This window comes from Thermomonas brevis, assembly GCF_014395425.1.
Taxonomy (GTDB): domain Bacteria; phylum Pseudomonadota; class Gammaproteobacteria; order Xanthomonadales; family Xanthomonadaceae; genus Thermomonas; species Thermomonas brevis.
Genome location: NZ_CP060711.1, coordinates 2274902 through 2298205 on the forward strand (window position 1 = coordinate 2274902; position 23304 = coordinate 2298205).

Annotated in this window: 19 protein-coding genes; 17 read left to right on the top strand and 2 right to left on the bottom strand. The window is 67.8% G+C overall.

Annotation, left to right across the window (positions count from 1 at the left end):
* The first annotated feature begins 27 nt into the window (after positions 1-27).
* The 13 genes from gspE (at position 28) to H9L17_RS10520 (ending at position 12279) form a co-directional block, all read left to right on the top strand.
* Positions 28-1743 carry a type II secretion system ATPase GspE gene (gene gspE, locus H9L17_RS10460; protein WP_187569397.1) on the top strand — a complete coding sequence of 572 codons (1716 nt, stop codon included), beginning with the start codon at positions 28-30 and terminating at the stop codon, positions 1741-1743.
* 4 nt (positions 1744-1747) lie between these two features.
* Positions 1748-2965 carry a type II secretion system protein XpsF gene (gene xpsF / locus H9L17_RS10465; protein WP_187569398.1) on the top strand — a complete coding sequence of 406 codons (1218 nt, stop codon included), beginning with the start codon at positions 1748-1750 and terminating at the stop codon, positions 2963-2965.
* Between the two features lie 56 nt (positions 2966-3021).
* The gene (gspG, locus tag H9L17_RS10470; protein ID WP_187569399.1) at positions 3022-3453 is read left to right on the top strand and encodes a type II secretion system major pseudopilin GspG; all 432 of its coding nucleotides are present in this window, start codon (positions 3022-3024) and stop codon (positions 3451-3453) included.
* Between the two features lie 60 nt (positions 3454-3513).
* Positions 3514-3948: a type II secretion system protein XpsH gene (gene xpsH / locus H9L17_RS10475; RefSeq protein WP_425507421.1), complete on the top strand. Its 435-nt coding sequence runs from the start codon at positions 3514-3516 to the stop codon at positions 3946-3948.
* The gene (xpsI, locus tag H9L17_RS10480; RefSeq protein ID WP_187569401.1) at positions 3945-4373 is read left to right on the top strand and encodes a type II secretion system protein XpsI; all 429 of its coding nucleotides are present in this window, start codon (positions 3945-3947) and stop codon (positions 4371-4373) included. Before xpsH ends, xpsI begins: the two co-directional genes overlap by 4 nt.
* A 98-nt stretch (positions 4374-4471) precedes the next feature.
* On the top strand, positions 4472-5080 hold the full coding sequence (locus H9L17_RS10485; RefSeq protein WP_187571939.1) for a general secretion pathway protein GspJ: 609 nt from the start codon (positions 4472-4474) through the stop codon (positions 5078-5080).
* Positions 5077-5904, top strand: coding sequence for a type II secretion system minor pseudopilin (locus H9L17_RS10490; protein WP_187569402.1), 828 nt, complete (start codon positions 5077-5079; stop codon positions 5902-5904). The genes H9L17_RS10485 and H9L17_RS10490 overlap by 4 nt, the downstream gene beginning before the upstream one ends.
* The gene (locus tag H9L17_RS10495) at positions 5901-7022 is read left to right on the top strand and encodes a PilN domain-containing protein (RefSeq protein ID WP_187569403.1); all 1122 of its coding nucleotides are present in this window, start codon (positions 5901-5903) and stop codon (positions 7020-7022) included. The genes H9L17_RS10490 and H9L17_RS10495 overlap by 4 nt, the downstream gene beginning before the upstream one ends.
* Positions 7019-7618: a type II secretion system protein GspM gene (gene gspM, locus H9L17_RS10500; protein WP_187569404.1), complete on the top strand. Its 600-nt coding sequence runs from the start codon at positions 7019-7021 to the stop codon at positions 7616-7618. Before H9L17_RS10495 ends, gspM begins: the two co-directional genes overlap by 4 nt.
* A complete protein-coding gene (locus H9L17_RS10505) occupies positions 7615-8388 on the top strand; it encodes a general secretion pathway protein GspN (protein ID WP_187569405.1) in 774 nt (257 codons plus the stop codon). Before gspM ends, H9L17_RS10505 begins: the two co-directional genes overlap by 4 nt.
* A 17-nt stretch (positions 8389-8405) precedes the next feature.
* A complete protein-coding gene (gspD, locus tag H9L17_RS10510; protein WP_187569406.1) occupies positions 8406-10595 on the top strand; it encodes a type II secretion system secretin GspD in 2190 nt (729 codons plus the stop codon).
* The gene (locus H9L17_RS10515) at positions 10592-11446 is read left to right on the top strand and encodes a glycosyltransferase family 2 protein (RefSeq protein WP_246455075.1); all 855 of its coding nucleotides are present in this window, start codon (positions 10592-10594) and stop codon (positions 11444-11446) included. Before gspD ends, H9L17_RS10515 begins: the two co-directional genes overlap by 4 nt.
* Complete coding sequence (locus H9L17_RS10520; protein ID WP_187569407.1) at positions 11443-12279, top strand: glycosyltransferase family 2 protein; 837 nt, start codon at positions 11443-11445, stop codon at positions 12277-12279. The genes H9L17_RS10515 and H9L17_RS10520 overlap by 4 nt, the downstream gene beginning before the upstream one ends.
* Positions 12280-12398: 119 nt before the next feature.
* On the opposite strand, the gene pyrF is transcribed toward H9L17_RS10520, so the two are convergent.
* Positions 12399-13229 (bottom strand): orotidine-5'-phosphate decarboxylase, encoded by an 831-nt coding sequence (gene pyrF, locus H9L17_RS10525; RefSeq protein WP_187569408.1) that lies wholly within the window; start codon positions 13227-13229, stop codon positions 12399-12401.
* Positions 13230-13333: 104 nt separating this feature from the next.
* On the opposite strand from pyrF, the gene H9L17_RS16060 reads away from it, so the two are divergent.
* Genes H9L17_RS16060 through H9L17_RS10545 form a run of 4 tightly spaced genes read left to right on the top strand, consistent with a single transcriptional unit; the run spans position 13334 to position 21475 of the window.
* Complete coding sequence (locus tag H9L17_RS16060; protein ID WP_187569409.1) at positions 13334-15184, top strand: type I restriction-modification system subunit M; 1851 nt, start codon at positions 13334-13336, stop codon at positions 15182-15184.
* On the top strand, positions 15181-17052 hold the full coding sequence (locus tag H9L17_RS10535; RefSeq protein ID WP_187571941.1) for an ATP-binding protein: 1872 nt from the start codon (positions 15181-15183) through the stop codon (positions 17050-17052). The genes H9L17_RS16060 and H9L17_RS10535 overlap by 4 nt, the downstream gene beginning before the upstream one ends.
* The gene (locus tag H9L17_RS10540; protein ID WP_187569410.1) at positions 17049-18377 is read left to right on the top strand and encodes a restriction endonuclease subunit S; all 1329 of its coding nucleotides are present in this window, start codon (positions 17049-17051) and stop codon (positions 18375-18377) included. Before H9L17_RS10535 ends, H9L17_RS10540 begins: the two co-directional genes overlap by 4 nt.
* Positions 18374-21475, top strand: coding sequence for a type I restriction endonuclease subunit R (locus H9L17_RS10545; protein ID WP_187569411.1), 3102 nt, complete (start codon positions 18374-18376; stop codon positions 21473-21475). Before H9L17_RS10540 ends, H9L17_RS10545 begins: the two co-directional genes overlap by 4 nt.
* A gap of 50 nt (positions 21476-21525) precedes the next feature.
* On the opposite strand, the gene ettA is transcribed toward H9L17_RS10545, so the two are convergent.
* Entirely contained in the window at positions 21526-23190 is a 1665-nt protein-coding gene (ettA, locus tag H9L17_RS10550) for an energy-dependent translational throttle protein EttA (protein ID WP_187569412.1), read from the bottom strand.
* Positions 23191-23304 lie beyond the last annotated feature (114 nt).

Below are 23304 nucleotides of genomic sequence, written 5' to 3' on the forward strand. Positions count from 1 at the left end.
CGGCGGCGGATTTCCGGGGTGCCGCGCGTGAACGCAGTCGCAAGCCAGCTCGAACCCATGCCGGACGACGCCGACGAGCGCGTCGTCGCGCTGCTGCTCCAGCGCGGCAAGCTGAAGGACGCCGACCTGGCGCGCGCGCGCCGCCTGCATGAGCAGGACGGCGGCGGTCTGCTGCTGCTGTTGGCGCGGCTGGGGCTGGTCTCCGAGCGCGACCACGCCGAAGCCTGCGCGGCCGAGCTGGGCCTGCCGCTGCGCAGCGCCCGCGACGTGCCGGAGCTGCCGCCGGACGAGGCGGCGCTGGCGCTGAAGTTCATGAAGCAGTTCCACGTGGTGCCGGTGGCGGCCGATGCCGGGCACGTCGACGTGCTGCTGGCCGATCCGCAGGACGGCTACGTGCTGGACGCGGTGCGGCTGGCGGCCGGGCGCGAGGTGCGGCCGGCGGTGGCGCTGCGCAGCGAGATCGACGAACTGATCGAACGCTGGCACGGCCAAGGCCGCAGCGCGATGGACAGCATCGTGGAGAACGCCGAGGGCGAGGAAGGCTTCGACGACGTCGAGCACCTGCGCGACCTCGCCTCGGAAGCGCCGGTGATCCGGCTGGTCAACCTGGTGATCCAGCGCGCGGTGGAACTGCGCGCCTCCGACATCCACATCGAACCCTTCGAGAACCGGCTGAAGGTGCGCTACCGCATCGACGGCGTGCTGGAGGAGGGCGAAAGCCCGCCGGCCAACCTCACCGCCGCGATCATCAGCCGCATCAAGATCATGGCCCGGCTCAACATCGCCGAGCGCCGCCTGCCGCAGGACGGCCGCATCGTCATGCGCGTGCAGGGCAAGGAACTCGACCTGCGCGTGTCCACCGTGCCGACCGCGCACGGCGAATCGGTGGTGATGCGCCTGCTCGACCGCGAGACCGTGGTGCTGGACTTCGAGCGCCTCGGCTTCGGCGCCGCGTTCATGCCGCGCTTCCAGAAGGTGCTGGAGCAGCCGCACGGCATCCTGCTGGTGACCGGACCGACCGGCTCGGGCAAGACCACCTCGCTGTACACCGCGCTGTCGAAGCTCAACACCCCGAAGGTCAAGATCATCACCGTCGAAGACCCGGTGGAATACCAGATCGAGGGGATCAACCAGATCCAGGCCAAGCCGGCGATCGGGCTGGACTTCGCCAACGCGCTGCGCAGCATCGTCCGCCAGGATCCGGACATCATCATGATCGGCGAAATGCGCGACCTGGAAACCGCGCGCATCGCGATCCAGTCCGCGCTCACCGGCCACCTGGTGCTGAGCACGCTGCACACCAACAACGCCGCCGGCGGCATCACCCGCCTGCTGGACATGGGCGTCGAGGATTACCTGCTCACCTCCACCGTCAACGGCATCCTCGCCCAGCGGCTGGTGCGCCGGCTGGAGCCCACGCACGCGGAGAAGTACCCGGCCTCGCCCGAGGAGATCGAGAAATTCGGCCTGCGCCGCTTCCAGCCGCAGGGCGAGATCTTCCTGTATCGCGCGGTGCCGTCCGCGCTGTCGCCGACCGGCTACCTCGGCCGCACCACCATCATGGAACTGCTGGTGATGGACGACGAGGTGCGCCGCGCGGTGATGCGCCACGCCGGCATGGACGAGATCGAGAAGCTCGCGCGTCAGGCCGGCATGGCGACGATGTACGAGGTCGGCATCATCAAGGCGCTGCGCGGCGAGACGACCATCGAGGAAGTCCTGCGCGTGACCGAGGACGCCTGAGCCGATGGCGCTGTACCGCTACAAGGCGCTGAACGCGCGCGGCGAGCTGCTGGACGGGCAGATGGAGGCCGCCGGCGAAGCTGAGGTCGCGGCGCGCCTGCAAGAGCAGGGCCATCTGCCGGTGGAGGCCAAGCCGGCGTCGGAGGCGGGCGGCGAGGCGCCGTGGCGCGCGCTGTTCAAGCCCAAGCCCTTTGCCGGCGCGCGGCTGGTGCAGTTCACCCAGCAGCTGGCGACGCTGCTCGGCGCCGGGCAGCCGCTGGACCGGGCGCTGGGCATCCTGCTGGAGCTGCCGGAGGACGAGGCGGCCAGGCGCATCGTCGAGGACATCCGCGAGGCGGTGCGCGGCGGCGCGTCGCTGTCGGCGGCGCTGGAGCGGCAGCACGGCGCGTTCGGCCGGCTGTACGTGAACATGGTGCGCGCCGGCGAGGCCGGCGGCAGCCTGCACGAGACGCTGCAACGGCTGGCCGACTATCTGGAGCGCTCGCGCGCGCTGCGCACCCGCGTGATCAACGCGCTGGTGTACCCGGCGATCCTGCTGGCGATGGTCGGGCTGTCGCTGCTGTTCCTGCTGGGCTACGTGGTGCCGCAGTTCGCGGCGATGTACGACAGCCTGGACGCGCAGCTGCCGTGGTTCTCGCGGCTGGTGCTGGGCGTGGGCGTGTTCGTGCGCGGCTGGTGGATCGTCATCCTCGCGCTGCCGCTGCTGGCGGTGCTGTGGCTGGAACGCAAGCGCCGCGATCCCGCGTTCATGCGCCGCTTCGACGCCTGGTTGTTGCAGCGGAAGCTGGCCGGCCCGCTGGTCGCCAAGCTCGACACCGCGCGGCTGGCGCGCACCCTGGGCACGCTGCTGCGCAACGGCGTGCCGCTGCTGCCGGCGCTGGGCATCGCCCGCAACGTGCTGGACAACCGCGTGCTGGCCGCCGACGTGGACGAGGCCGCCGGCGAAGTGAAGAACGGCATCGGCCTGTCCACGGCGCTGGCGCGCGGCAAGCGCTTCCCGCGGCTGGCCCTGCAGATGATCCAGGTGGGCGAGGAATCCGGCGCGCTGGATGTCATGCTGCTGAAGACCGCCGACACCTTCGAACAGGAAACGCAGGCGGCGATGGATCGCCTGCTGGCGGCGCTGGTGCCGGCGGTGACGCTGGTGCTGGCGGCGGTGGTGGGCGTGGTGATCCTGTCGGTGCTGGCGCCGATCTACGATCTGACGAATGTGGTGGGATGAGCGCCGCACGGCGGTCTTCCCGGTATCCGAATTTCCATCCAGTGCGAGGCAGTGCAATGCGTGATCGTCGCAATTTCCGTCCCGTCGCGAAGGCCGCGCAGTCCGGCTTCTCGCTGATCGAGATCATCGTGGTGGTGGTGCTGATCGGCGGCATCGTCGCATTCGCCGCCTCGCGCATCCTCGGCGGCGGCGACCGCGCCAAGGTCAAGCTGGCGCAGGCGCAGGTGCAGACGCTGGCCGAGAAGGTGCAGCAGTTCCAGATGGACACCGGCGCGCTGCCGGCCGACCTGAACGCGCTGGTGGCCGCGCCCGCCGGCGTCGCCGGCTGGCTGGGCCCGTACGCCAAGCAGGGCGACCTCAACGACCCGTGGATGCACCCGATGCAGTACAAGACCCCGGGCGAAGGCCGCGCGTTCGACATCGTCAGCCTGGGCGCGGACGGCCAGCCCGGCGGCGACAGCGTGAACGCCGACATCCGCTACGAATAAGCAGGACGCGGGCAGGGCGGGCGCGTGCGCGGGCGGCCGGCGGGCTTCACGCTGCTGGAGATGCTGGTGGTGCTGGTGCTGATCGCGGCGGCCACGCTGCTGGCGGCGTCCGCGTTCGGCGGCGGCCTGCGCGGCGCGCGCCTGCACGGCGCGGCGAAGGACATCGCCGCGCAGCTGCGCTTCACCCGCGCGGTGGCGATCAGCACGGGCACGCCGCAGGACTTCGTGATCGACCCGCAGGCGCGCGCGTGGACGGCGGCGAAAGGCCGTACCGGCCGGCTGCCGGATACCGGCGACCTGGTGTTCACCGGCATGCGCGCCGGGCAGGCCGATGGCAACCGGACGGACGCCGGCAAGGGCGCGGTGCGCTTCTTTCCCGACGGCGCCGCCACCGGCGGACGGGTGCGGCTGGCCGCCAACGGCGGCGGCTGGGACGTGGATGTGGCCTGGCTGACCGGCGAGGTGCGCGTGCATCGCGTGCAGGCGCCGCGATGAACGGGCGCGCGGCGGCCAGCGGCTTCACCCTGATCGAGATCATCATCGCCTTCGGCGTGCTGGCCTTGGGGCTGACCCTGCTGCTGGGCACGCTGTCCGGGGCCAGCCGCCAGCTGCGCCAGGCGGGCGACGCCGGGCAGGCGGCGCTGCACGCGCAATCGCTGCTGGACGAGCGCGCCGACGCGCTGCTGCAACCGGGCCGCGAGAACGGGACGTTCGAGGACGGCCGCTATCGCTGGCAGCTGGCGGTGGCGCCGTGGCATGACCCGCAGCCGCGCGCGACCGATGCGCCCGAGGACCCGTTCGCGGCGCGCCTGCTGCACGTGCAGCTGGACGTGCAGTGGGGCGACGGCGGGCCACAGCAACAGCTGCACCTCACCTCCCTGCGGCTGGTCCTGCCGCCGCCGGCCGGGAGCGCGCCGTGAAGCGCCGGACATGCGGCTTCGCGCCGGCTCACCCGCCGCGTCCGAAGGCGCACGCGCGACGGGCCGGCAGCGCCGCGCGCGCGGCCGGCTTCACCCTGATGGAAGTGCTGCTGGCGACCACCCTGCTGGCGGCGGCGCTGGCCTTGGCGTTCGGCATCCTGCGCGCGGCCGCCGCCACGGTGGAGCGCGGCGAAGCGCTGTCGCAGCGCAACGAACGCATCCGCGCGGTCTCCACCTTCCTGCGTCAGCGGATCGGCGGTGCGCAGGGCATCGTGTTCGCGCTCGACGAACAGAGCGGCCGCCAGCAGCGCTTCGCCGGCGACGCGCATTCGATGCGCTTCGTCGCCGACCTGCCGGACTACCTCGGCCGCGGCGGGCCGCACCTGCATGAATTGGAGGTGCGCGATGCCGGCGCGGGCAAGACGCTCGATGTCGCGTTCCATCTGGTGCAGGCCGGCAAGGCATTGCCGGCGACGCGCCCGCCCGAACCGCTGGCCGACGAACTGGCCGGCGCCGAATTCGCCTACCGCACGCTGGACGCCAACGGCCATCCAGGCGCGTGGGAACCCGACTGGAAGACGCCGGAGGCGCTGCCGCTGCAGGTGCGCGTGCGCATCCGCGACGCCCGCGGCGCCTGGCCGGACATGATCGTGGCGCTGCCGCTGGCGGGCAGCTATCTGCCGCCCGTCACCGGAGGCGACCGATGAAGGCCGCGCGCGGCGCCGCCCTGCTGCTGGTGCTGTGGCTGATCCTGCTGCTGAGCGGGCTGGTCGCCGGCTATGCGCTGGGCGCGCGGGTGGAGTCGCTGCAAGGCAATGGATTGGCGCGCAGCGCGGTGGCGCGGGAAGCGGCGCGCGCCGGCGTCGAATACGCGGCCGCGCGGATGCTCGACCCCGATCCGGCGCGGCGCTGGGCGGCGGACGGGCGCGACTACGGTTTCGACTTCGACGGCATCCCGGTGCATGTCAGCGTGCGCGACGAGGCGGCGAAGATCGACCTCAACGCGGCTTCGTTCGATCTTTTGCAGGCGTTCTTCGCGGCGCTGGGAGAGCCGCGCGAATCCGCAGTGCGGCTGGCCGGCGCGATCGTGGACTGGCGCGACGCCGACAGCCTCGGCCAGCCGGCCGGCGGTGCGGAAGACGCCGACTACGCGGCGGCGGGGCTGGCCTGGGGCGCGAAGGACGCGCCGTTCGACACCGTCGCCGAACTCGAACAGGTGCTGGGCATGCGGCCGCCGCTGTTCGCCGCCGCCGCGCCGCACCTGACCGTGCATACCGGGCGGGCGATGCCGGACGCGGCGTTCGCCGATGCGCTCGTACGCAAGGCGATGGGACTGGACGAACCGGCCGCACCGATCGATCCGGACGCGCCACCGCCGCCGGGCAGCGGCACGTATAGTATCGACAGCCGTGCCCGACTCACCGATGGGCGCAGCACGCGACTTTCGGTGGTCATGCGAATGGGGGGCAACGGTTTGCCGGGTTCGACCTACACCACACTGCGCTGGCAGGCGGAGGGCGCTGCGAAGTGAGTGCTGCCTCCGCATTGCGCCGGGCCTGGCCCGGCTCCGGACTGCGCGGATTCCTGGCCTGGTGGGGCGCGGGGCTGGCCGCGTGGCTGCCGGCGCGCACACGCAAGGCGCTGGCCACCGGCAACGACCGCTTGCTGCTGCGCGCCGACGGCGGCGAACTGCGCCTGCGCCACCAGCGCGGCGACGAACTGCGCGAACTGGCCGTGCTGCCCCTGCCGCTGCCGGCGGACACCGATCCGCTGACCGGCGTCCTGCGCGACCGCGCTGCCGCGCTGCCGCGCTGGCTGCTGCTGCCGGCGTCGCTGGGCCTGCGCCGTCCGCTGCTGCTGCCGGCCGCGGCGCGCGAGCGGCTGCGCGAGGTGCTGGGGTTCGAGATCGAGCGGCAGACGCCGTTTGCGGCCGCCGACGTGCTGTTCGACGGACGCATCGTGCGGGCGCGCGAGGACGGGCAATTGCAGGTCGAGCTGGTGGTGGTGCCGCGCCGGCAATTCGAGGCCGCCGCCGCGCCGCTGGGCGGGCTGGCGGCGAAGCTGGCCGGCGTCGATCTGGCCGATGCCGACGGCCGCGCGCTCGGCGTCAACCTGCTGCCACCGGCGCAGCGGCAGGCGCGGCGCAATCCCTGGCGGCGCTGGAACGTGGTGCTGGCCTTGGCCGCGCTGCTGGCGCTGACGGCCGGGATGACGCAGCTGCTGGACAACCGCAAGGCCGCCGCCGCCGCGTTGCAGGCCGGGATGGCCGCGCGGGAGCCGCAGGCGCGCGCGATCTCCGCCCGGCGCCAGCGCGTGCTGGACGCGGTGGAAGGCGCGGCCTACCTGCGCGCGCAGCGCAGCGGCCGCCCGCCCACGGTGGAGGTGATGGACGCGCTGGCGCAGCGCCTGCCGGACGGCACCTATCTCGAACGGCTCGCCATCGACGGCGACCAGATGACCCTGATCGGCCTGTCCAGCCAGGCGGCGGCGCTGGTCGGCAAGCTGGAAGGCGCGCCGCAGTGGCGCGCGCCGGCGCTGAGCGGCGCGCTGCAGCAGGATCCGCGCGCGCGCATGGACCGCTTCACCCTGGTCGCCAAGCTGGCGACCGCGCAGCCGGCCGCGGCATCGGCCGCGAAGGCCGCACCGTGATCCGCGCCGAACGCGACCGCTGGCTGGCGCTGGCCCTGCTGCTCGCGGTGCTGGGGCTGCTGTACCTGCTGGTGCTGCATCCGCTGTTCGTGGCGCCGCTGCGCGAGACCGACGCGCATATCCGCGAATTGCAGGAGCGCGACGCCCGCCTGCGCGGCCTGCTGGCGCAGCGCCCGCAGGTCGAACAGCGGCTGGCGGCGCTGGACGCGCAGGGCGGTGCCGGCTTCCTCGCCGAACCGACCGCCGAACTGGCCGCCGCCGCCCTGATCCAGCAGCTGGAACGGGTGGTGGGCGACGCCAGCGCCGGCAGCCGCGGCTGCGCCATCGTCAACCGTACGCCGCTGGGCGACGACGCGCAGGGCGGGCGCTACCGCAAGGTCACCGTGCAGGTGCGGCTGCGCTGCGGCAACGCGGAGACGCTGGCGGTGCTGCACGCGCTGGAATCGGCGCGGCCGTGGCTGTTCGTCGATGCGTTGAACATCACCGCGCAGCGCTATTTCGCGGTGCCCGGCAGCGCGCAGCCGCAGGAAGGCGGGCTGGACGTGGGCTTCAACCTGTCCGGCTACCTGCGCCCGGCGGCGGGAGGCGCGCCATGAGCGCCGAACGCGGCCCCTGGCAGCGGCTGGCGCAGGCCGGCCCGCTGACCTGGACGCTGGCGGCGGCCTGCGGCTGGGCGCTGCTGCTGTGGCTGGCCGCGCTGCTGGGGCTGGGGTCGCGCCTCGGGCAGACCCAGGCGTCGGCCGCGCTGGCGTTGCCGACGCCGGTGCCGGCGGGGCAGGAGCGGATCGGCCCGCTGGGCCAGTACGCCGAAGCCGCCGCGCGCCCGCTGTTCACCGCCGATCGCCGGCCGCGCGCGTTCGTGGCGATCGGTCCCGACGACGGCGGCAACGGCGCGAACAGCGCCTCGCTGGATTTCCAGCTGACCGGGGTGCTGATCAGCCCGCAGGTGCGGCTGGCGATCCTGCTGCCCGCCGCCGGCGGCGAACCGCAGCGGGTGCGCGAAGGCGGCGTGCCGGAAGGCGCGACCGGCTGGCGGCTGGTCGAGGTGCAGCCGCGCAAGGCCGTGTTCGACGGGCCGGGCGGGCAGACCACGCTGGAGCTGCGTACGTTCGGCGTCGCGGGCGCGCCGCCGATCGCGATGCGCGGCGCGGACACGCAGATGGATGCCGCGGCGCCGTCCGCGGTGCCGCCACCGCCGCCGCCGCCCGCGGCGGAACCCGCGCAGCCGCCGGACGAAGCGCGCCGCATCGAGGACATCCGCCGCCGCATCGAGGCGCGTCGCGCGCAGATGCGGCAACAGTCCCAGAACCAGAACGCCGGCGACGGCGGCGCGCGCCTGCGCCCGCTGTCCGGGCCCGCCAGATGACGATCGCCATGCATGCCATGAACCCGACCCTTTCCCGCCCGACGCCGCGCGCGTTCCTGCTCGCCCTGCTGGCCTGCCTGCTGGCCGCCTGCGCCGGCGCGCCGCAGCCGAAGATGCAGCGCGCCGGGCAGCTGCCCGCGCAGCCGGGCAGCGCGGACACCGCGACCAGCGCCGGCGGCATCCGCCAGGACGTCCTGCAGGAACTGGGCGGCGAAGGGCCGCAGCCGGTGATCAAGCGCGGCAACGGCCTGGTCATCAACCAGTCCGTCGCCAGCGCGCCGCCGCCGGCGCTGGCCAGCAGCGGGCAGGCCAGCTTCAACTTCGAGGGCGAATCGCTGCAGGCGGTGGTGAAGGCGGTCCTCGGCGACATGCTGGGCCAGAACTACAGCATCGCCCCGGGGGTGCAGGGCACGGTCACGGTGACCACCCAGAAGCCGGTCGGCGCGGCCGGCGCGCTCAACCTGCTCGACCAGGTGCTGGCGCAGAACGGCGCGCGCATGGTCTATGCCGACGGCCGCTACAACATCGTGCCGGCCGACCAGGCGCTGCTGAACGGGGTGGTGCCGCGCACCGGCTCGCCGGCGCTGGCGCGCGGCTTCGAATCGCGGGTGGTGCCGCTGCGCTACATCTCGGCCGGCGAGATGGAGAAGATCCTCAAGCCGTACGCGCGACAGGGCTCCATCGTCAGCGTCGACGCCGGGCGCAACGTGCTCACCGTCGCCGGCACCCGCGCCGAGCTGGAGAACTACCTGCGCACCATCCAGGTGTTCGACGTGGACTGGATGTCCAGCATGTCGGTCGGCGTCTATCCGCTGCAGTCCGGCCGCGCCAGCGACGTGGCGCAGGACCTGGAGCGGGTGTTCGGCGCGCAGGGCAACACGCCGGTGGCCGGGATGTTCCGCTTCATGCCGCTGGAAAGCACCAACGCGGTGATGGTGATCACCGCGCAGCCGGCCTACCTCGACGAGATCCGCCAGTGGATCGACCGCATCGAAGGCGGCAGCGGCGACGCGCAGCTGTTCTCGTACGAACTGAAGTACATCAAGGCGCGCGACCTGGCCAGCCGCCTGGCCGAAGTGTTCGGCGGCAGCGGCAGCGGTGGCGGCGGCGAGCGCGATTCCGCGTCGCTGATGCCGGGCGTGCAGGGCGTCGAGCTGCGCGACGATGCGGCCGCCGGGCGCGACGGCATGTCCGGCGGCGGCGACACCCGCGGCGAAGGCGGCAACCTGCCGCAGGCCACATCCGGCAACGGCCGGGTGACGCTGAAGATCGGCGGCAGCGAGGTCGGCGTGTCGGCGGTGGAGGACACCAACTCCCTGCTGGTGCGCGCCAGCGCGTCGCAGTGGAAGTCGATCCGGCAGGTGATCGAACGCCTCGACGTGATGCCGATGCAGGTGCACATCGAGGCGCAGGTGCTCAGCGTGGCGCTGAAGGGCGAGCTGCAGTACGGGGTGAGCTGGTTCTTCGACCATGCGCTCTCCTCGGACGCCGCCGGCAACCTGCCCTATCCGACCGGCCGCAACAGCTGGGGCAGCTATTCCGGCGGCGTGAGCCCGCTGCCGAACAGCGCCGGCAACCTGCTCAGCTGGACCTTCCTGGGCAAGAACGCCGCGGCCATCGTGCAGGCGCTGGACAGCGTCACCGACGTGCGCACCCTGTCCTCGCCCTCGGTGATGGCGCAGAACAACCGCGAGGCCATGCTCAACGTCGGCCAGCGCATTCCGATCACGTCGGTCAGCTTCAACCCGCAGAACGGGAGCGACAACGGCACCTACAACTCGGTGCAATACATCGATACCGGCATCATCCTCAAGGTGCGCCCGCGCGTGGCGCGCGACGGCATGGTCTTCCTCGACATCGCCCAGGAAGTGAGCAAGCCGGTGGGCAACCCGGACGACAACGGCAACGTGCGCATCGACACCAGCAAGGTGACCACCAGCGCGGTGGCGACCAGCGGCGAGACCATCGTCCTGGCCGGCCTGATCAGCGAAGGCAACAGCCGCGGCGCCACCGGCGTGCCCGGCCTCAGCCGCATCCCGGTGCTGGGCGGCCTGTTCGGCCAGCAGGGCAGCAGCAAGACCCGCGACGAGCTGGTCGTGCTGATCACCCCGACCGTGGTGCGCAGCCCGCAGGAAGCGCGCGCGCTGACCGACGAATACGGCAGCCGCTTCCGCGCGCTGGAACCGATCTACAAGCCGAAGAAGTGAGCCGGGGCGACGCCGCGCTGCCCATCGTGCTGGTGCCGGTCGGCGCCGACGAGGACGCGCTCGACGCCTGCCTGGCCGCGCTCGACGCCGGCACCCCCGCGGGCACCCGCGTGTGGCTCGCCGACAACGCGCAGGCCGGCCCGCGCGGCGCCGCGATCATCGAGGGCTGGCTGCAGCGCACGCCGTTGCAGGCCGCGCACACCCGGCGCGCCTCGCCCGTCGGCGAGGCCGCACACATCGACGAAGCGCTGCAGGCCTGCGGCGACGCGGACGTGGCGGTGCTGGCCAGCGACGCGCGTCCCGCGCCCGGCTGGCTGGAGCGGCTGGCCGAGTGCCTCGCCAGCGATCCCGCCATCGCCACCGCCACGCCCTGGAGCAACGCCGGCGAAGCGGCGGCCTGGCCGCGGATCGGCGAAATCGTGCCGGTCGATGCCGCGCCGTCGCTGCTGGCGCAGGCCTGCGCGCAGCTGGGCCGCACCTGTCCCGAACTGCCGGCGGCGGTGAGCCACGCGGTGCTGCTGCGCGGCGCCGCGCGCGTGCAGGCCGGCGGGCTGGATGCCGCCAGCTACCGCTCCTGGTACGCGGCGCTGATCGACCTGTCGCTGCGCATGGCGGGACTGGGCGGGCGCAGCGTGCTGTGCGAAACCGCGTTCGTCCTGCGCGCCGCCGAAGGCGCGCCGCGCGACGGCGACATGGACACGCTGTCCGCGCGCTGGCCGGCCTGGCACGCGCGCATCGCGCAGTGGCTGATGGACGATCCGCAGCGCGCCCTGCGCGAGCGATTGGGCGAGGAACTCGCGCGCCTGTCGCGGTTGCCGCCGCAGGCGGACCTGTTCGAGGCGATGCCATGAACGATGCCGGCATCGCCGCGGTCGTGGTCGCCTTCAACAGCGAGGAAACCATCGACGAATGCCTGGCGCGCCTGCGCGCGGCGCGCGACGTGACCGAGATCCGGGTGATCGACAACGATTCGCGCGACTCGACGATGGAACTCGTGCAGCGGCACGCCGTCGCCGACCCGCGCCTGCGCTTCGTCGCCAATCCCGACAACCCCGGCTTCGCGGTGGCCTGCAACCAGGGCGCGCGCGCCAGCGCCGCGCCCTGGCTGGCCTTCGTCAATCCCGACTGCTTCGTCGAAGCGGACACGCTGGCGCGGTTGCGCGCGGCCTCGCTGCAACTGGAGGGCGGACTGGTCGGCGCGGAGCTGAGCGGCGAGGACGGGGCGTTCGATGCTGCCGCGCGCCGCCGCGATCCCGACTTCGCCGCAATGCTGCGCTCGCCTGCCGCCCGCGACCTGTCGGTGCCGCGCGATCCCGCGCGGCCGGTGCAGCCGGTGGATGTGGTGTCCGGCGCGCTGATGCTGCTGCCGCGCGCGCTGTTCGCGCGCATCGACGGCTTCGACGAAGGCTACCGCCTGCATGCCGAAGACCTCGACCTGTGCCGGCGCGCGCGCCTGGCCGGAGCGACGGTGGCGATCGCCAACGACGTGCAGGTGCTGCACGTGCGCGGCGTGTCGTCGCGCCGGCGGCCGCTGTTCGTCGAATGGCACAAGCATCGCGGCCTGTGGCGCTATTTCCGCAGGTTCGAGGCGGGCCGGCGCAGCCTGCCGACGCGGCTTGCGGTGTTCGCGATGATCTGGGGGCGGTTCCCGTTCGCGGTGCTGCGGGCGGCGTTGCGCCGCTGAGGCGCTGCACAGTCGGGGCGCCGAGCGCTCGGGCTGTCATCCCGAGCGCAGCGAAGGCCCTGTTCCAACGAATCACAAGCAGGCCCTTCGCTGCGCTCAGGGTGGCGGCAAGGGAACCATCAGCGATGGCGGTTGATCGCATCGCGCAATTCGCGCGCCGCATCCGCCGCCGCTTCGGCATAGCCTTCGCCACGCGAGGCGTACAGGATGCCGCGCGAGGAATTGATCATCAGCCCGGTGCCGTCGGCGGTCCGGCCGTTGCGCACCACCGCTTCCACGTCGCCGCCCTGCGCGCCAACGCCGGGAATCAGCAGCGGCATGTCTCCTATGATGTCGCGGATCACCTTCAACTCTTCCGGGAAGGTCGCGCCGACCACCAGCGCGCAGTTGCCGTCGCCGTTCCAGTCGTCGGCGATCGTGCGCGCGATGCGCTGGTACAGCGGCTCGCTGCCGCCGCTCCCATCGGGCACGGGGAGTTCCTGGAAATCGCGCGCGCCCGGATTGGAGGTGTGGCAAAGGAACACGCAGCCGTGGTCGTTGTACTGGAGGAACGGTGCAGCGGAATCGCGCCCCATGTACGGGTTCAGCGTCACCGCATCCGCGCCGAAGCGCTCGAACGCCTCCGCCGCATACTGCTCGGCGGTGCTGCCGATGTCGCCGCGCTTGGCGTCGAGGATCACCGGCACCTCGGGATGCGCCCCGTTGATGTGCGCGATCAGCCGCTGCAACGCCGCCTCGCCGTGGTTGTGCGCGGCGAAGTAGGCGATCTGCGGCTTGAACGCGCAGGCGTACTCGGCAGTCGCATCGGCGATGTCGCGGCAGAACGCGAACAACGCATCCTCGTCGTCCACGAAGCGGTCCGGGAACTTCGCCGGATCGGGGTCGAGGCCGACGCAGAGCAGCGAATTGGCGGCGTGCCAGCGGTTGCGCAGTTTGTCGATGAAGGTCATAGGTGAGGATTGTCGCTCAAGAATCCGTATGGCAGGAAGCCTGCGGGCGGAACGGCGTGGGGATTCCTGACTAAAATCCTGTTGGAACGTACAAAGAGGTCTTGATGAACCAAGCCGCCCTTTCCGCCTTCATCTGGTCGGTTGCCGACCTGCTTCGCGGCGACTACAAGCAATCCGAATACGGCAAGGTCATCCTGCCATTCACCGTCTTGCGCCGCTTGGATTGCGTGCTGTCGGCCAGCAGGGCAAAGGTGCTGGCCGAGAAAGCCAAGCGCGAGGCCTCCGGTGTCGATCCACATCCGTTTCTGCTGCGCGTCAGCGAAAGCAAAGCCTTCTACAACACTGCGCCATCGGATTTGCCGAAGTTGCTGGGCGATCAGGACAACCTTGCGCAGAACCTCGCGGCTTACTTGCATGCCTTCTCGCCCGATGCCCGCGATATCTTCGAACGCTTCGAGTTCCAAACCCAGATCGACCGCCTCGCCAAAGCCGGCCTGCTTTATCTCGTCACCGAAAAGTTCGCCAATATCGACCTGCACCCGCAGCGTGTGGACAACGCGAAAATGGGGCATGTGTTCGAGGAGCTGATCCGCAAGTTCGCCGAAATCAGCAATGAAACCGCCGGTGAGCACTTCACCCCGCGCGAAGTCATCAAGCTGATGGTCAACCTCATCTTCATCGAGGACGACGAAGTGCTGTCGCCCGGCAACGCCGTCATACGCACCCTGTACGACCCCACTGCCGGCACCGGCGGCATGTTGAGCGTGGGCGCGGAGCACTTGGCCGAACACAACCCGCAAGCCAGGCTCACCCTGCACGGGCAGGAACTCAACCCCGAGTCCTATGCCATCTGCAAGGCGGACATGCTGATTCGCGGGCAGGAGGTGAGCAACATCACCTTCGGCAACACCCTCAGCGACGACGGCCACGCCCGCCAACACTTCGACTACATGCTCTCCAATCCGCCGTTTGGCGTGGAATGGAAGAAAGTGGAAAAGGACGTGCGCCGCGAGCATGAAGAACGCGGCTTCGATGGCCGTTTCGGCCCCGGCCTGCCGCGTGTCAGTGACGGCTCCATGCTGTTCCTGCTGCACCTTGTCAGCAAAATGTCACCCGTCATCAATGGCGAAGGTGGCAGCCGCATCGGCATCGTCCTCAACGGTTCACCGCTGTTCACCGGCGGCGCGGGTGGCGGCGAAAGCGAAATCCGCCGCTACCTGCTGGAAAACGACTTGGTGGAAGCCATCATCGGCTTACCCACCGACATGTTCTACAACACCAGCATCGCCACCTATGTGTGGATACTGAGCAACAAGAAGAAAGAAGACCGCCAAGGACAGGTGCAACTGATTGATGCCAGCAGCTTCTGGCAAAAAATGCGCAAGAGCTTGGGCAGCAAACGCAAGGAATTGAGCGAAGCCCACATCGCCACCATCACCCGCCTGTTCGGCAGCTTCACCGAGGCGCACATGGTCACGGTGCTTGCCGCCGATGGCCAGCCACTAGGCGAACCCATGCTGGTCACTGGCACCGATGATTTGCCCACACCACCACCGGACGGGCAACTCAAACGCATCCCCATCAGCCGCATCTTCGACAACCGCGAATTTGGCTACACCACCATCACCGTCGAACGTCCGCTGCGCGACGATGCCGGCAACGTCGTGCTGTTCGAAAAAGGCAAACAGAAAGGCAAGCCGCAACCGGACACTCGCCTGCGCGACACCGAAAGCGTGCCGCTGGGCGTGGACATTGCCGGCTATTTCGAACGCGAGGTTCTGCCCCATGCGCCGGATGCGTGGATCGACGAAAGCAAAAGCAAGGTCGGCTACGAAATCCCCTTCAACCGCCATTTCTACGTGTTCCAACCGCCACGCGCGTTGGAGGACATCGACGCCGAACTGAAAACCGTATCGACCAACATCATGAAGATGCTGGAGGCATTGGCCGAATGAACGCCCTGCCCATCGACTATCTGAACATTCTCAACACGCTGGACGAGAACGAGCGCCTGGAGGCCAAGCGCGGCAGCGAGATCGGCCCGTCCGTGCTGGAAACCATCTGCGCCTTCGCCAATGAACCAGGCTTGCAGGGTGGCACGCTGCTGCTGGGCATCGTGCGTGATGAGTCGGACATGTTTTCGCCATATGTGCCCGAAGGCGTCGAACAGCCCGACATGCTCAGCGCCAATCTCGCCACGCAGTGCCGCGAGCAGTTCAACCTGCCGGTGCGCGTGCAGATTTCCAACGAGCAGGCCGGCAGCAAGACGGTTCTGGTCGTCACCGTGCCGGAAGCGCAGCCGGGCGACAAACCCATCTTCATCAAGTCGCGCGGCCTGCCCAAGGGCGCGTTCCGCCGCGTCGGCAGCACCGACCAGCAATGCACCGAAGACGATTTGCTGACGCTGTACCAGGGCCGGCAGGTCGAAAGCTACGACTACACCGTGTTGCCCGATACCACGCTGGCCGACCTTGCACCGGAAGCCATCGAGGATTACCGCAAAGTGCGCGCCGAGGCCAATACCGATGCCGAGGAACTGCGCTGGAGCGACGCGGACTTGCTTGAATCGCTGGGCTGCACGCGCCGCCATCAAGGTGTGCTGGCACCAACCGTGGCTGGCCTGCTGCTGTTCGGCAAGCCGCAAGCCTTGCGCCGCGTGTTTCCGATGACCCGCGTGGACTACATCCGCGTGCCCGGCAAGGAGTGGGTGCCCGACCCGGAACGCCGTTTTGATTCATTGGAAATCCGCGACTACCTGTTCCGCGCCATCCGCCGTTCGCTGGCGGCAGTGCTGGACGATCTGCCCAAAGCCTTCGGTCTGGCCGAAGGAGATGCGCAGCGCACCGACAAACCGCTGATCCCGCAGCGGGTATTGCGCGAAGGCATCGTCAACGCGCTGATGCACCGCAGCTACCGCAGCCATGCGCCAATCCAGATCATCCGCTATTCCAACCGCATCGAAATCCGCAACCCTGGCCATTCGTTGAAGTCGCCGGAGCACCTGGGCGAACCCGGCTCGGAACCACGCAACCCGCGCATCGCGTCGGTGCTGCTGGATACACGCTTTGCCGAAACCAAGGGCAGCGGCATCCGGGTAATGCGCGAGATGATGGTCGCCGCCGGGTTGGAACCGCCGCTGTTCGAGTCCACGCGCAGCACCGACAGCTTCGTGGCGCGCTACTACTTCCAGCACTTCCTGGGCGAGGAGGCCATCCAGTGGTTGAGCCGCTTCCGCGACCTGCACCTGAGCGACGAGGAAGCCCGCGCGCTGGTGGCCGCCCGTGAGCAGGGCGCCATAGACAACGCCATGTACCGTGAACTGAACCGGGTGGACACGCTGGCGGCCAGCGGCTCCCTGCGCCGCCTGCGCGATGCCGGCCTGCTGGAGCAGAAGGGGCGTGGCTCCAGCACCTACTACCTGCCTACCGGGAGGTTGCTAGGCAGTGACGGGCACTCCACCTTGTCTAGCAACCCCGAGGAGGCTTATCTAGCAAGCTCGGGCGGCTTGTCTAGCAACCCCCCGGCCTTGTCTGGCAACTCCCAGTGGCTGGCCTTGCCACCGGAGTTGCAGGACATGGTGACGAATCTGGGGCAGCGGGCCGCGCCGGACAAGATCCGGGAGGCCATCATCCGCCTATGCCAGTACCGCCCGTGGCAGGCCTCCGATCTGGCGGAACTGTTTGGCCGCAACCCGGCCTATCTGGGCACGCAATACCTGCGCCCGTTGGTCAGCGCCGGTGCGCTGACCTACACGATTCCGGAGCAGCCGAACCACCCGCATCAGGCATATCGCGCCGAGGAAGGCGCGGAGGCCGCCGAATGACCTTGCCGCGTTATCCCGACTACAAGGACAGCGGCGTACCGTGGCTGGGGGAGGTGCCGGGGCATTGGGAATCCGTGCCTGCCCGGCGCTTATTCGGCGAAAAACGCGAACCTGCATTGGACGATGATGAGCAGCTTTCGGCAACACAGCGTTATGGCGTGATTCCACAGCGCATGTTCATGGAGACCGCAGATCAAAAGGTTGTCTTGGCACTTGCAGGCACTGGCAACTTCAAACATGTGGAAGTGGATGATTTCGTCATCAGCCTGCGCAGCTTTCAAGGAGGTATCGAATGGAGCGCTCATGCAGGCTGCGTTAGTCCTGCTTATACGGTGCTGCGTGCAGTGCGGCCAATCCACTCACGCTATTGGGCGTACTTACTGAAAAGCTCTGCGTACATTGATGCGTTGCAGACGGTCATCGTCGGTATTCGTGAAGGCAAGAACATCACCTACTCGCAATTTGGTGGCTTGCCGGTTCCGGTTCCTTCACCGGAAGAACAAACTACCATCGCCTGTTTCCTCGACCACGAAACCGCCAAGATCGACGCGCTCATCGCCGAGCAGGAAACGCTGCTGGCGCTGCTGGCGGAGAAGCGCCAAGCCACCATTTCCCATGCCGTCACGCGCGGCCTGAACCCAAACGTGGCAATGAAGGATTCGGGAATTGCGTGGCTGGGAGAAGTGCCGGGGCATTGGGAAGTGCTGCAATTGCGTCGCGTTGTGCCGCAGTTTGAGCAAGGCTGGAGTCCTGAGTGTGAAGCGCGACCCGTTGAAGATGGTGAATGGGGGGTACTGAAAGCCGGTTGCCTGAACGGTGGTGTCTTCAATGCAGGCGAAAACAAGGCGCTCCCCTCAACACTGGAGCCACGTGAACAACTCGAAGTGCGTCACGGCGACGTACTGATGTCTCGCGCAAGCGGTTCGCCGAAGCTGATTGGCTCCGTTGCGTGCGTGGAAAACCCACAACCACGACTGATGCTGTCAGACAAGATTTTCCGATTGGTACTCGACGACGATATCTCGGGAAAATTCTTCGGACTGGCGATGAGTTCCATTTCGTTACGTGCGCAAATCGAACAGGCGATTGGTGGAGCGGAAGGCTTGGCAAACAACTTGCCACAAGCAAGTATCAAAGAGTTCTGGCTTGCGCTTCCGCTGATTGATGAGCAACAGCAAATCGTCGAATTTCTGGATGCGGAAACCGCCAAGCTGGATGCACTGAAAGCCGAAGCACAGCGCGGCATCGAGTTGCTCAAGGAACGCCGCAACGCGCTGATTGCCGCAGCGGTAACAGGCAAGATCGACGTGAGGAACGCCGCATGAACCTGCACCGCGAAGACGCCTTCGAGACCGACATCTGCCAAGCCCTGCACGCACAAGGCTGGCTGTACGACGGCCTTGGCGACGCCCGCAACTTCGACCGCACCCTGGGCCTGTACCTGCCAGACTTGCTGGCGTGGGTTCAAGCCACCCAGCCTGACGCATGGGCAGCGCTGCAAACCTCCTTTGGCACAAGTACCGCACAACGCCTTGGCGAACGCTTGCGCAAGCTGCTGGACGAACGCGGCACGCTGGAAGTGCTGCGCCGTGGGCTGGACATAGTGGGTTTGCGCAAACCGCTGCAATTGGTACAGTTCAAGCCTGCGTTCGGCCTCAACCCGGAGTTGCAGCAGCGCTACGCCGCCAACCGCCTGCGCGTGGTGCGGCAGGTGACGCATTCACCCAACAACCCCGGTGAAGAATTGGACTTGGTGCTGTTCGTCAACGGCATTGCCGTTGCCACGGCGGAGCTGAAATCCGACTTCACCCAGAACGTCGCCGAGGCCGTTGACCAATACCGCCGCAACCGCCACCCGCAGCCGAAAGGCGGCAAGCCGGAGCCGCTATTGTCCTTCCCCGGTGGCGCGCTGGTGCATTTTGCGGTGAGCCAGAGCGAAGTACAGATGGCAACAAAACTGGAAGGTGCAGCCACGCGCTTCTTGCCGTTCAACAAGAGCAATGCCGGCGGCGCGGGCAACGCGCCCAACCCGGCGGGTTATGCCACCAGCTATTTGTGGGAAGAGGTGTGGCAGCGCGATTCGTGGTTGCAGGTGCTTGGCCGCTACCTGATTGGCAAGCGTGACGACCGCAAGCAGTTGGTCGGCTGGATTTTCCCGCGCCACCACCAGCTCGATGCCACGCGCAAACTTGTTGCCGATGTGCTCGACAAGGGGCCGGGGCAGAAGTATCTGATCCAGCATTCCGCCGGCAGCGGCAAGACCAACTCCATTGCATGGACAGCGCATTTTTTGAGTGAGCTGCACGACGCGCAGGACAACAAGCTGTTCGACAGCGTGCTGGTGGTCAGCGACCGCACGGTGCTGGATACGCAGTTGCAGGAGGCCATTTTCGACGCGCAACGCACCACGGGCGTGGTGGCTGCGCTCACCCGCGAACATGGCAGCAAGAGCAACCAACTCAAGGAGGCGCTGGAGGCGGGGAAGAAGATCATCGTCTGCACCATCCAGACCTTCCCGGCAGCGATGAAGGCGGCAGAAGACCTCGCCGCCACCGAAGGCAAACGCTTTGCCGTGATTGCCGACGAGGCACACAGCTCGCAGACCGGCGAGGCATCGGCCAAGCTCAAGCAACTGCTCAGTGCCGAGGAATTGGCCGCACTGAAAGACGGCGGGCAGATTGACACCGAAACCTTGCTGGCCGCGCAAATGGATGCGCGCGTGGGCGGCAGCAAAGGGCTTACCTATATCGCCTTTACCGCCACGCCCAAGGGCAAGACGCTGGAATTGTTCGGCGTGAAAGGTCAGGACGGAAAGCCACACCCGTTCCATGTGTATTCGATGCGACAGGCCATCGAAGAAGGCTTCATCCTCGACGTGTTGAAGAACTACACACCGTATGACCTGGCGTTCAAGCTGGCCCGCGATGGCGAGGAGTTCGACGAGAAAACCGTTGACCGCAACGAAGCGACAAAACGGCTCATGCAGTGGGTGCGCCTGCACCCGCACAACATTGCCAGCAAGGTGCAGATTGTCGTAGAGCACTACCGCGAGAACGTGCAGCCGCTATTGAGCGGCAAGGCCAAGGCAATGGTGGTAGTGAGCAGCCGTTTGGAGGCGGTGCGCTGGCAGAAGGCCATTCGCGCCTACATCGAACGACAGAACTACCCACTGGGCGTGCTGGTGGCGTTTTCCGGCGAGGTGGAAGATGCCGAGAGTTTCCCCGATGCGGTGAGCGAAACCAGCGCCGCACTCAACCCCGGCTTGAAGGGCAGGGACATCCGCGATGCGTTCAAGAGCGAGCACTACCACCTGCTGCTGGTAGCTAACAAATTCCAGACCGGCTTCGACCAGCCCTTGCTATGCGGCATGTACGTGGACAAGAAGCTGGCAGACATTCAGGCCGTGCAAACGCTGTCGCGCCTGAACCGCGCTTACCCGGGCAAGGACACCACCTACATTCTCGACTTCGTAAACAACCCGGCGGACATCCTCACCAGCTTCAAGACGTATTACGAAACCGCCGAACTGGCCGCCACCACCGACCCGAATTTGGTTCTGGATTTGCGCGCAAAACTCGATGCAGCCGGCTATTACGATGATTTCGAGGTGCAGGCCGTCACCAAAGTGGTGGTCAACCCGGAGGGCAAAGCCAGCGAATTGAGTCGCGCCATTGCACCGGTGGCCGACCGCATTCTCAAGCGTTATGCGGAGGCAAAAAGGCTGCGGGACGAATCCGGCGATGAGGCTGTCACCAAGACGGCAAAAGAGCGCCTTGAACAGATCACCTTGTTCAAGGCGGACATGGAATCTTTCGTGCGCATGTATGCCTTCCTGTCGCAGATTTTCGACTACGGCAATACCGACATCGAAAAACGCTTCCTGTTCTACAAGCATCTTTTGCCGCTGCTGGACTTCCGCCGCGACATTGAGCAGATTGACCTCGGACAAGTGGTGCTGACCCATCACGCCTTGAAACGCGGCGATGGGAAAATCCTGAGTCTTGCCAGTGGCGAAGCCGAAAAGCTGGAGCCGATGACCGGCGTAGGCATGGGGCAGCTACAAGACAAACAAAAGGCGTGGTTGAGCGAGATCATCAAGAAGGTCAATGATCTATTTGAGGGGCAACTGAGTGCGGACGACAAGCTGCAATTCGTACAGGCGCTCAAGATCAAGATGTTGGAGAACAGCGCACTGCAGCAGCAGGCGCAGAGCAACGCCGAACCGCAATTCCAGAACTCGCCCGATCTGCGTCCAGCCATGCTGGACGCCATCATCGATGCCAGTGACGCACAGCAGATCATGAGCACGCAGGCCATCAACAGCGAAAAGCTGCGTGAGGCACTGTTGGACATCCTGCTGGGGCCGGGGCAGTTGTATGCGGCGTTGAAGGCACGAGGCAACCTGCTGCAGCCACGTGGTTGAGGTGCCGCGAAAAGCGAACGGCCGCATCGCTGCGGCCGTTCGGGTAGTGCTTACTTCAACGCCTTGAACCGCAGCCGCTTCGGCCCCGCGTCGTCGCCCATGCGGCGCTTCTTGTCTTCCTCGTACTCGCGGTAGTTGCCCTGGAAGAACTCCACGTGCGAGTCGCCCTCGAAGGCGAGGATGTGGGTGGCGATGCGGTCCAGGAACCAGCGGTCGTGCGAGATCACGAAGGTGTTGCCCGGGAACTCCAGCAGCGCGTCTTCCAGCGCGCGCAGGGTTTCGATGTCGAGGTCGTTGGACGGTTCGTCGAGCAGCAGCACGTTGCCGCCCTGCAACAGCGTCTTCGCCATGTGCAGACGGCCGCGCTCGCCGCCGGACAGGCTGCCGACCATCTTCTGCTGATCCTGCCCCTTGAAGTTGAAGCGGCCGATGTAGGCGCGCGACTGGATTTCGGTGCCGTTGATGTTGAGGATGTCCAGGCCGCCGGACACTTCCTGGAACACCGTGTGGTTGCCTTCCAGCGCGCCACGGCTTTGATCGACGTAGGCGAGGTTCACGGTCGGGCCGATGTTGATCGAACCCGAATCCGGCTTCTCCTGCCCGGTGATCATCTTGAACAGCGTGGACTTGCCAGCGCCGTTCGGGCCGATGATGCCGACGATGGCGCCCGGCGGGACGATCATCGACAGATCGTCGATCAGCAGGCGGTCGCCGAACTTCTTGCTGACGTTCTTGAACTCGATCACCGAGTTGCCGAGGCGCTCGCCCGGCGGGATGAAGATTTCGTTGGTCTCGTTGCGCTTCTGGTAGTCGACCGACTGCAGTTCGTCCAGCCGCGCCAGGCGCGCCTTGCCCTTGGAACGGCCGCCCTTGGCGTTCTGCCGCGACCATTCCAGTTCCTTCTGGATGGCCTTCTGGCGCGCCTTTTCCTGGTTTTCTTCCTGCTTCAGGCGCTCGTCCTTCTGCACCAGCCAGTCGGTGTAGTTGCCCTTCCACGGAATGCCGCGGCCGCGATCGAGCTCGAGGATCCACTCGGCGGCGTTGTCGAGGAAGTAGCGGTCGTGGGTGACGGCCACCACGGTGCCGGTGTAGCGGTGCAGGAACTGCTCCAGCCATTCCACCGATTCGGCGTCGAGGTGGTTGGTGGGTTCGTCGAGCAGCAGCATGTCGGGCTTCTGCAGCAGCAGGCGGCACAGCGCCACGCGGCGCTTCTCGCCGCCGGAGAGCTTGCCGATCACCGCATCCCACGGCGGCAGGCGCAGCGCGTCGGCGGCCACTTCCAACTGGTTTTCCAGCGTGTGCGCGTCGCCGGCAGCGAGGATCGCTTCGAGGCGCTCCTGCTCTTTCGCCAGCGCGTCGAAGTCTGCGCCTTCCTCGGCATAGGCGGCGTACACCTCGTCCAGCCGCGCCTGCGCCTGCAGCACTTCGCCCACGCCTTCCTCCACCGCCTGGCGCACGGTGTGTTCGGGATTCAGTTCCGGCTCCTGCGCCAGATAGCCGACCTTGATGCCGGCCTGCGGGCGGGCCTCGCCCTCGAAATCGGTGTCCACGCCGGCCATGATCTTCAGCACGGTGGACTTGCCCGCGCCGTTCAGGCCGAGCAGGCCGATCTTGGCGCCGGGGAAGAAGGAGAGCGAGATGTCCTTGATGATCTGCCGCTTCGGCGGCACCACCTTGGACACGCGATTCATGGTGTAGATGTACTGCGAGGACATGCGGAAAGCTCCGTGAGCGCTACCGCGCCCGCGCGGAAGGGCGCGGGCGGTGACTGGGGTGGGAATGCGGGAATTATAGCGGCTGCGCCCGGCTTGCTGGCCGTTGAACGGAAG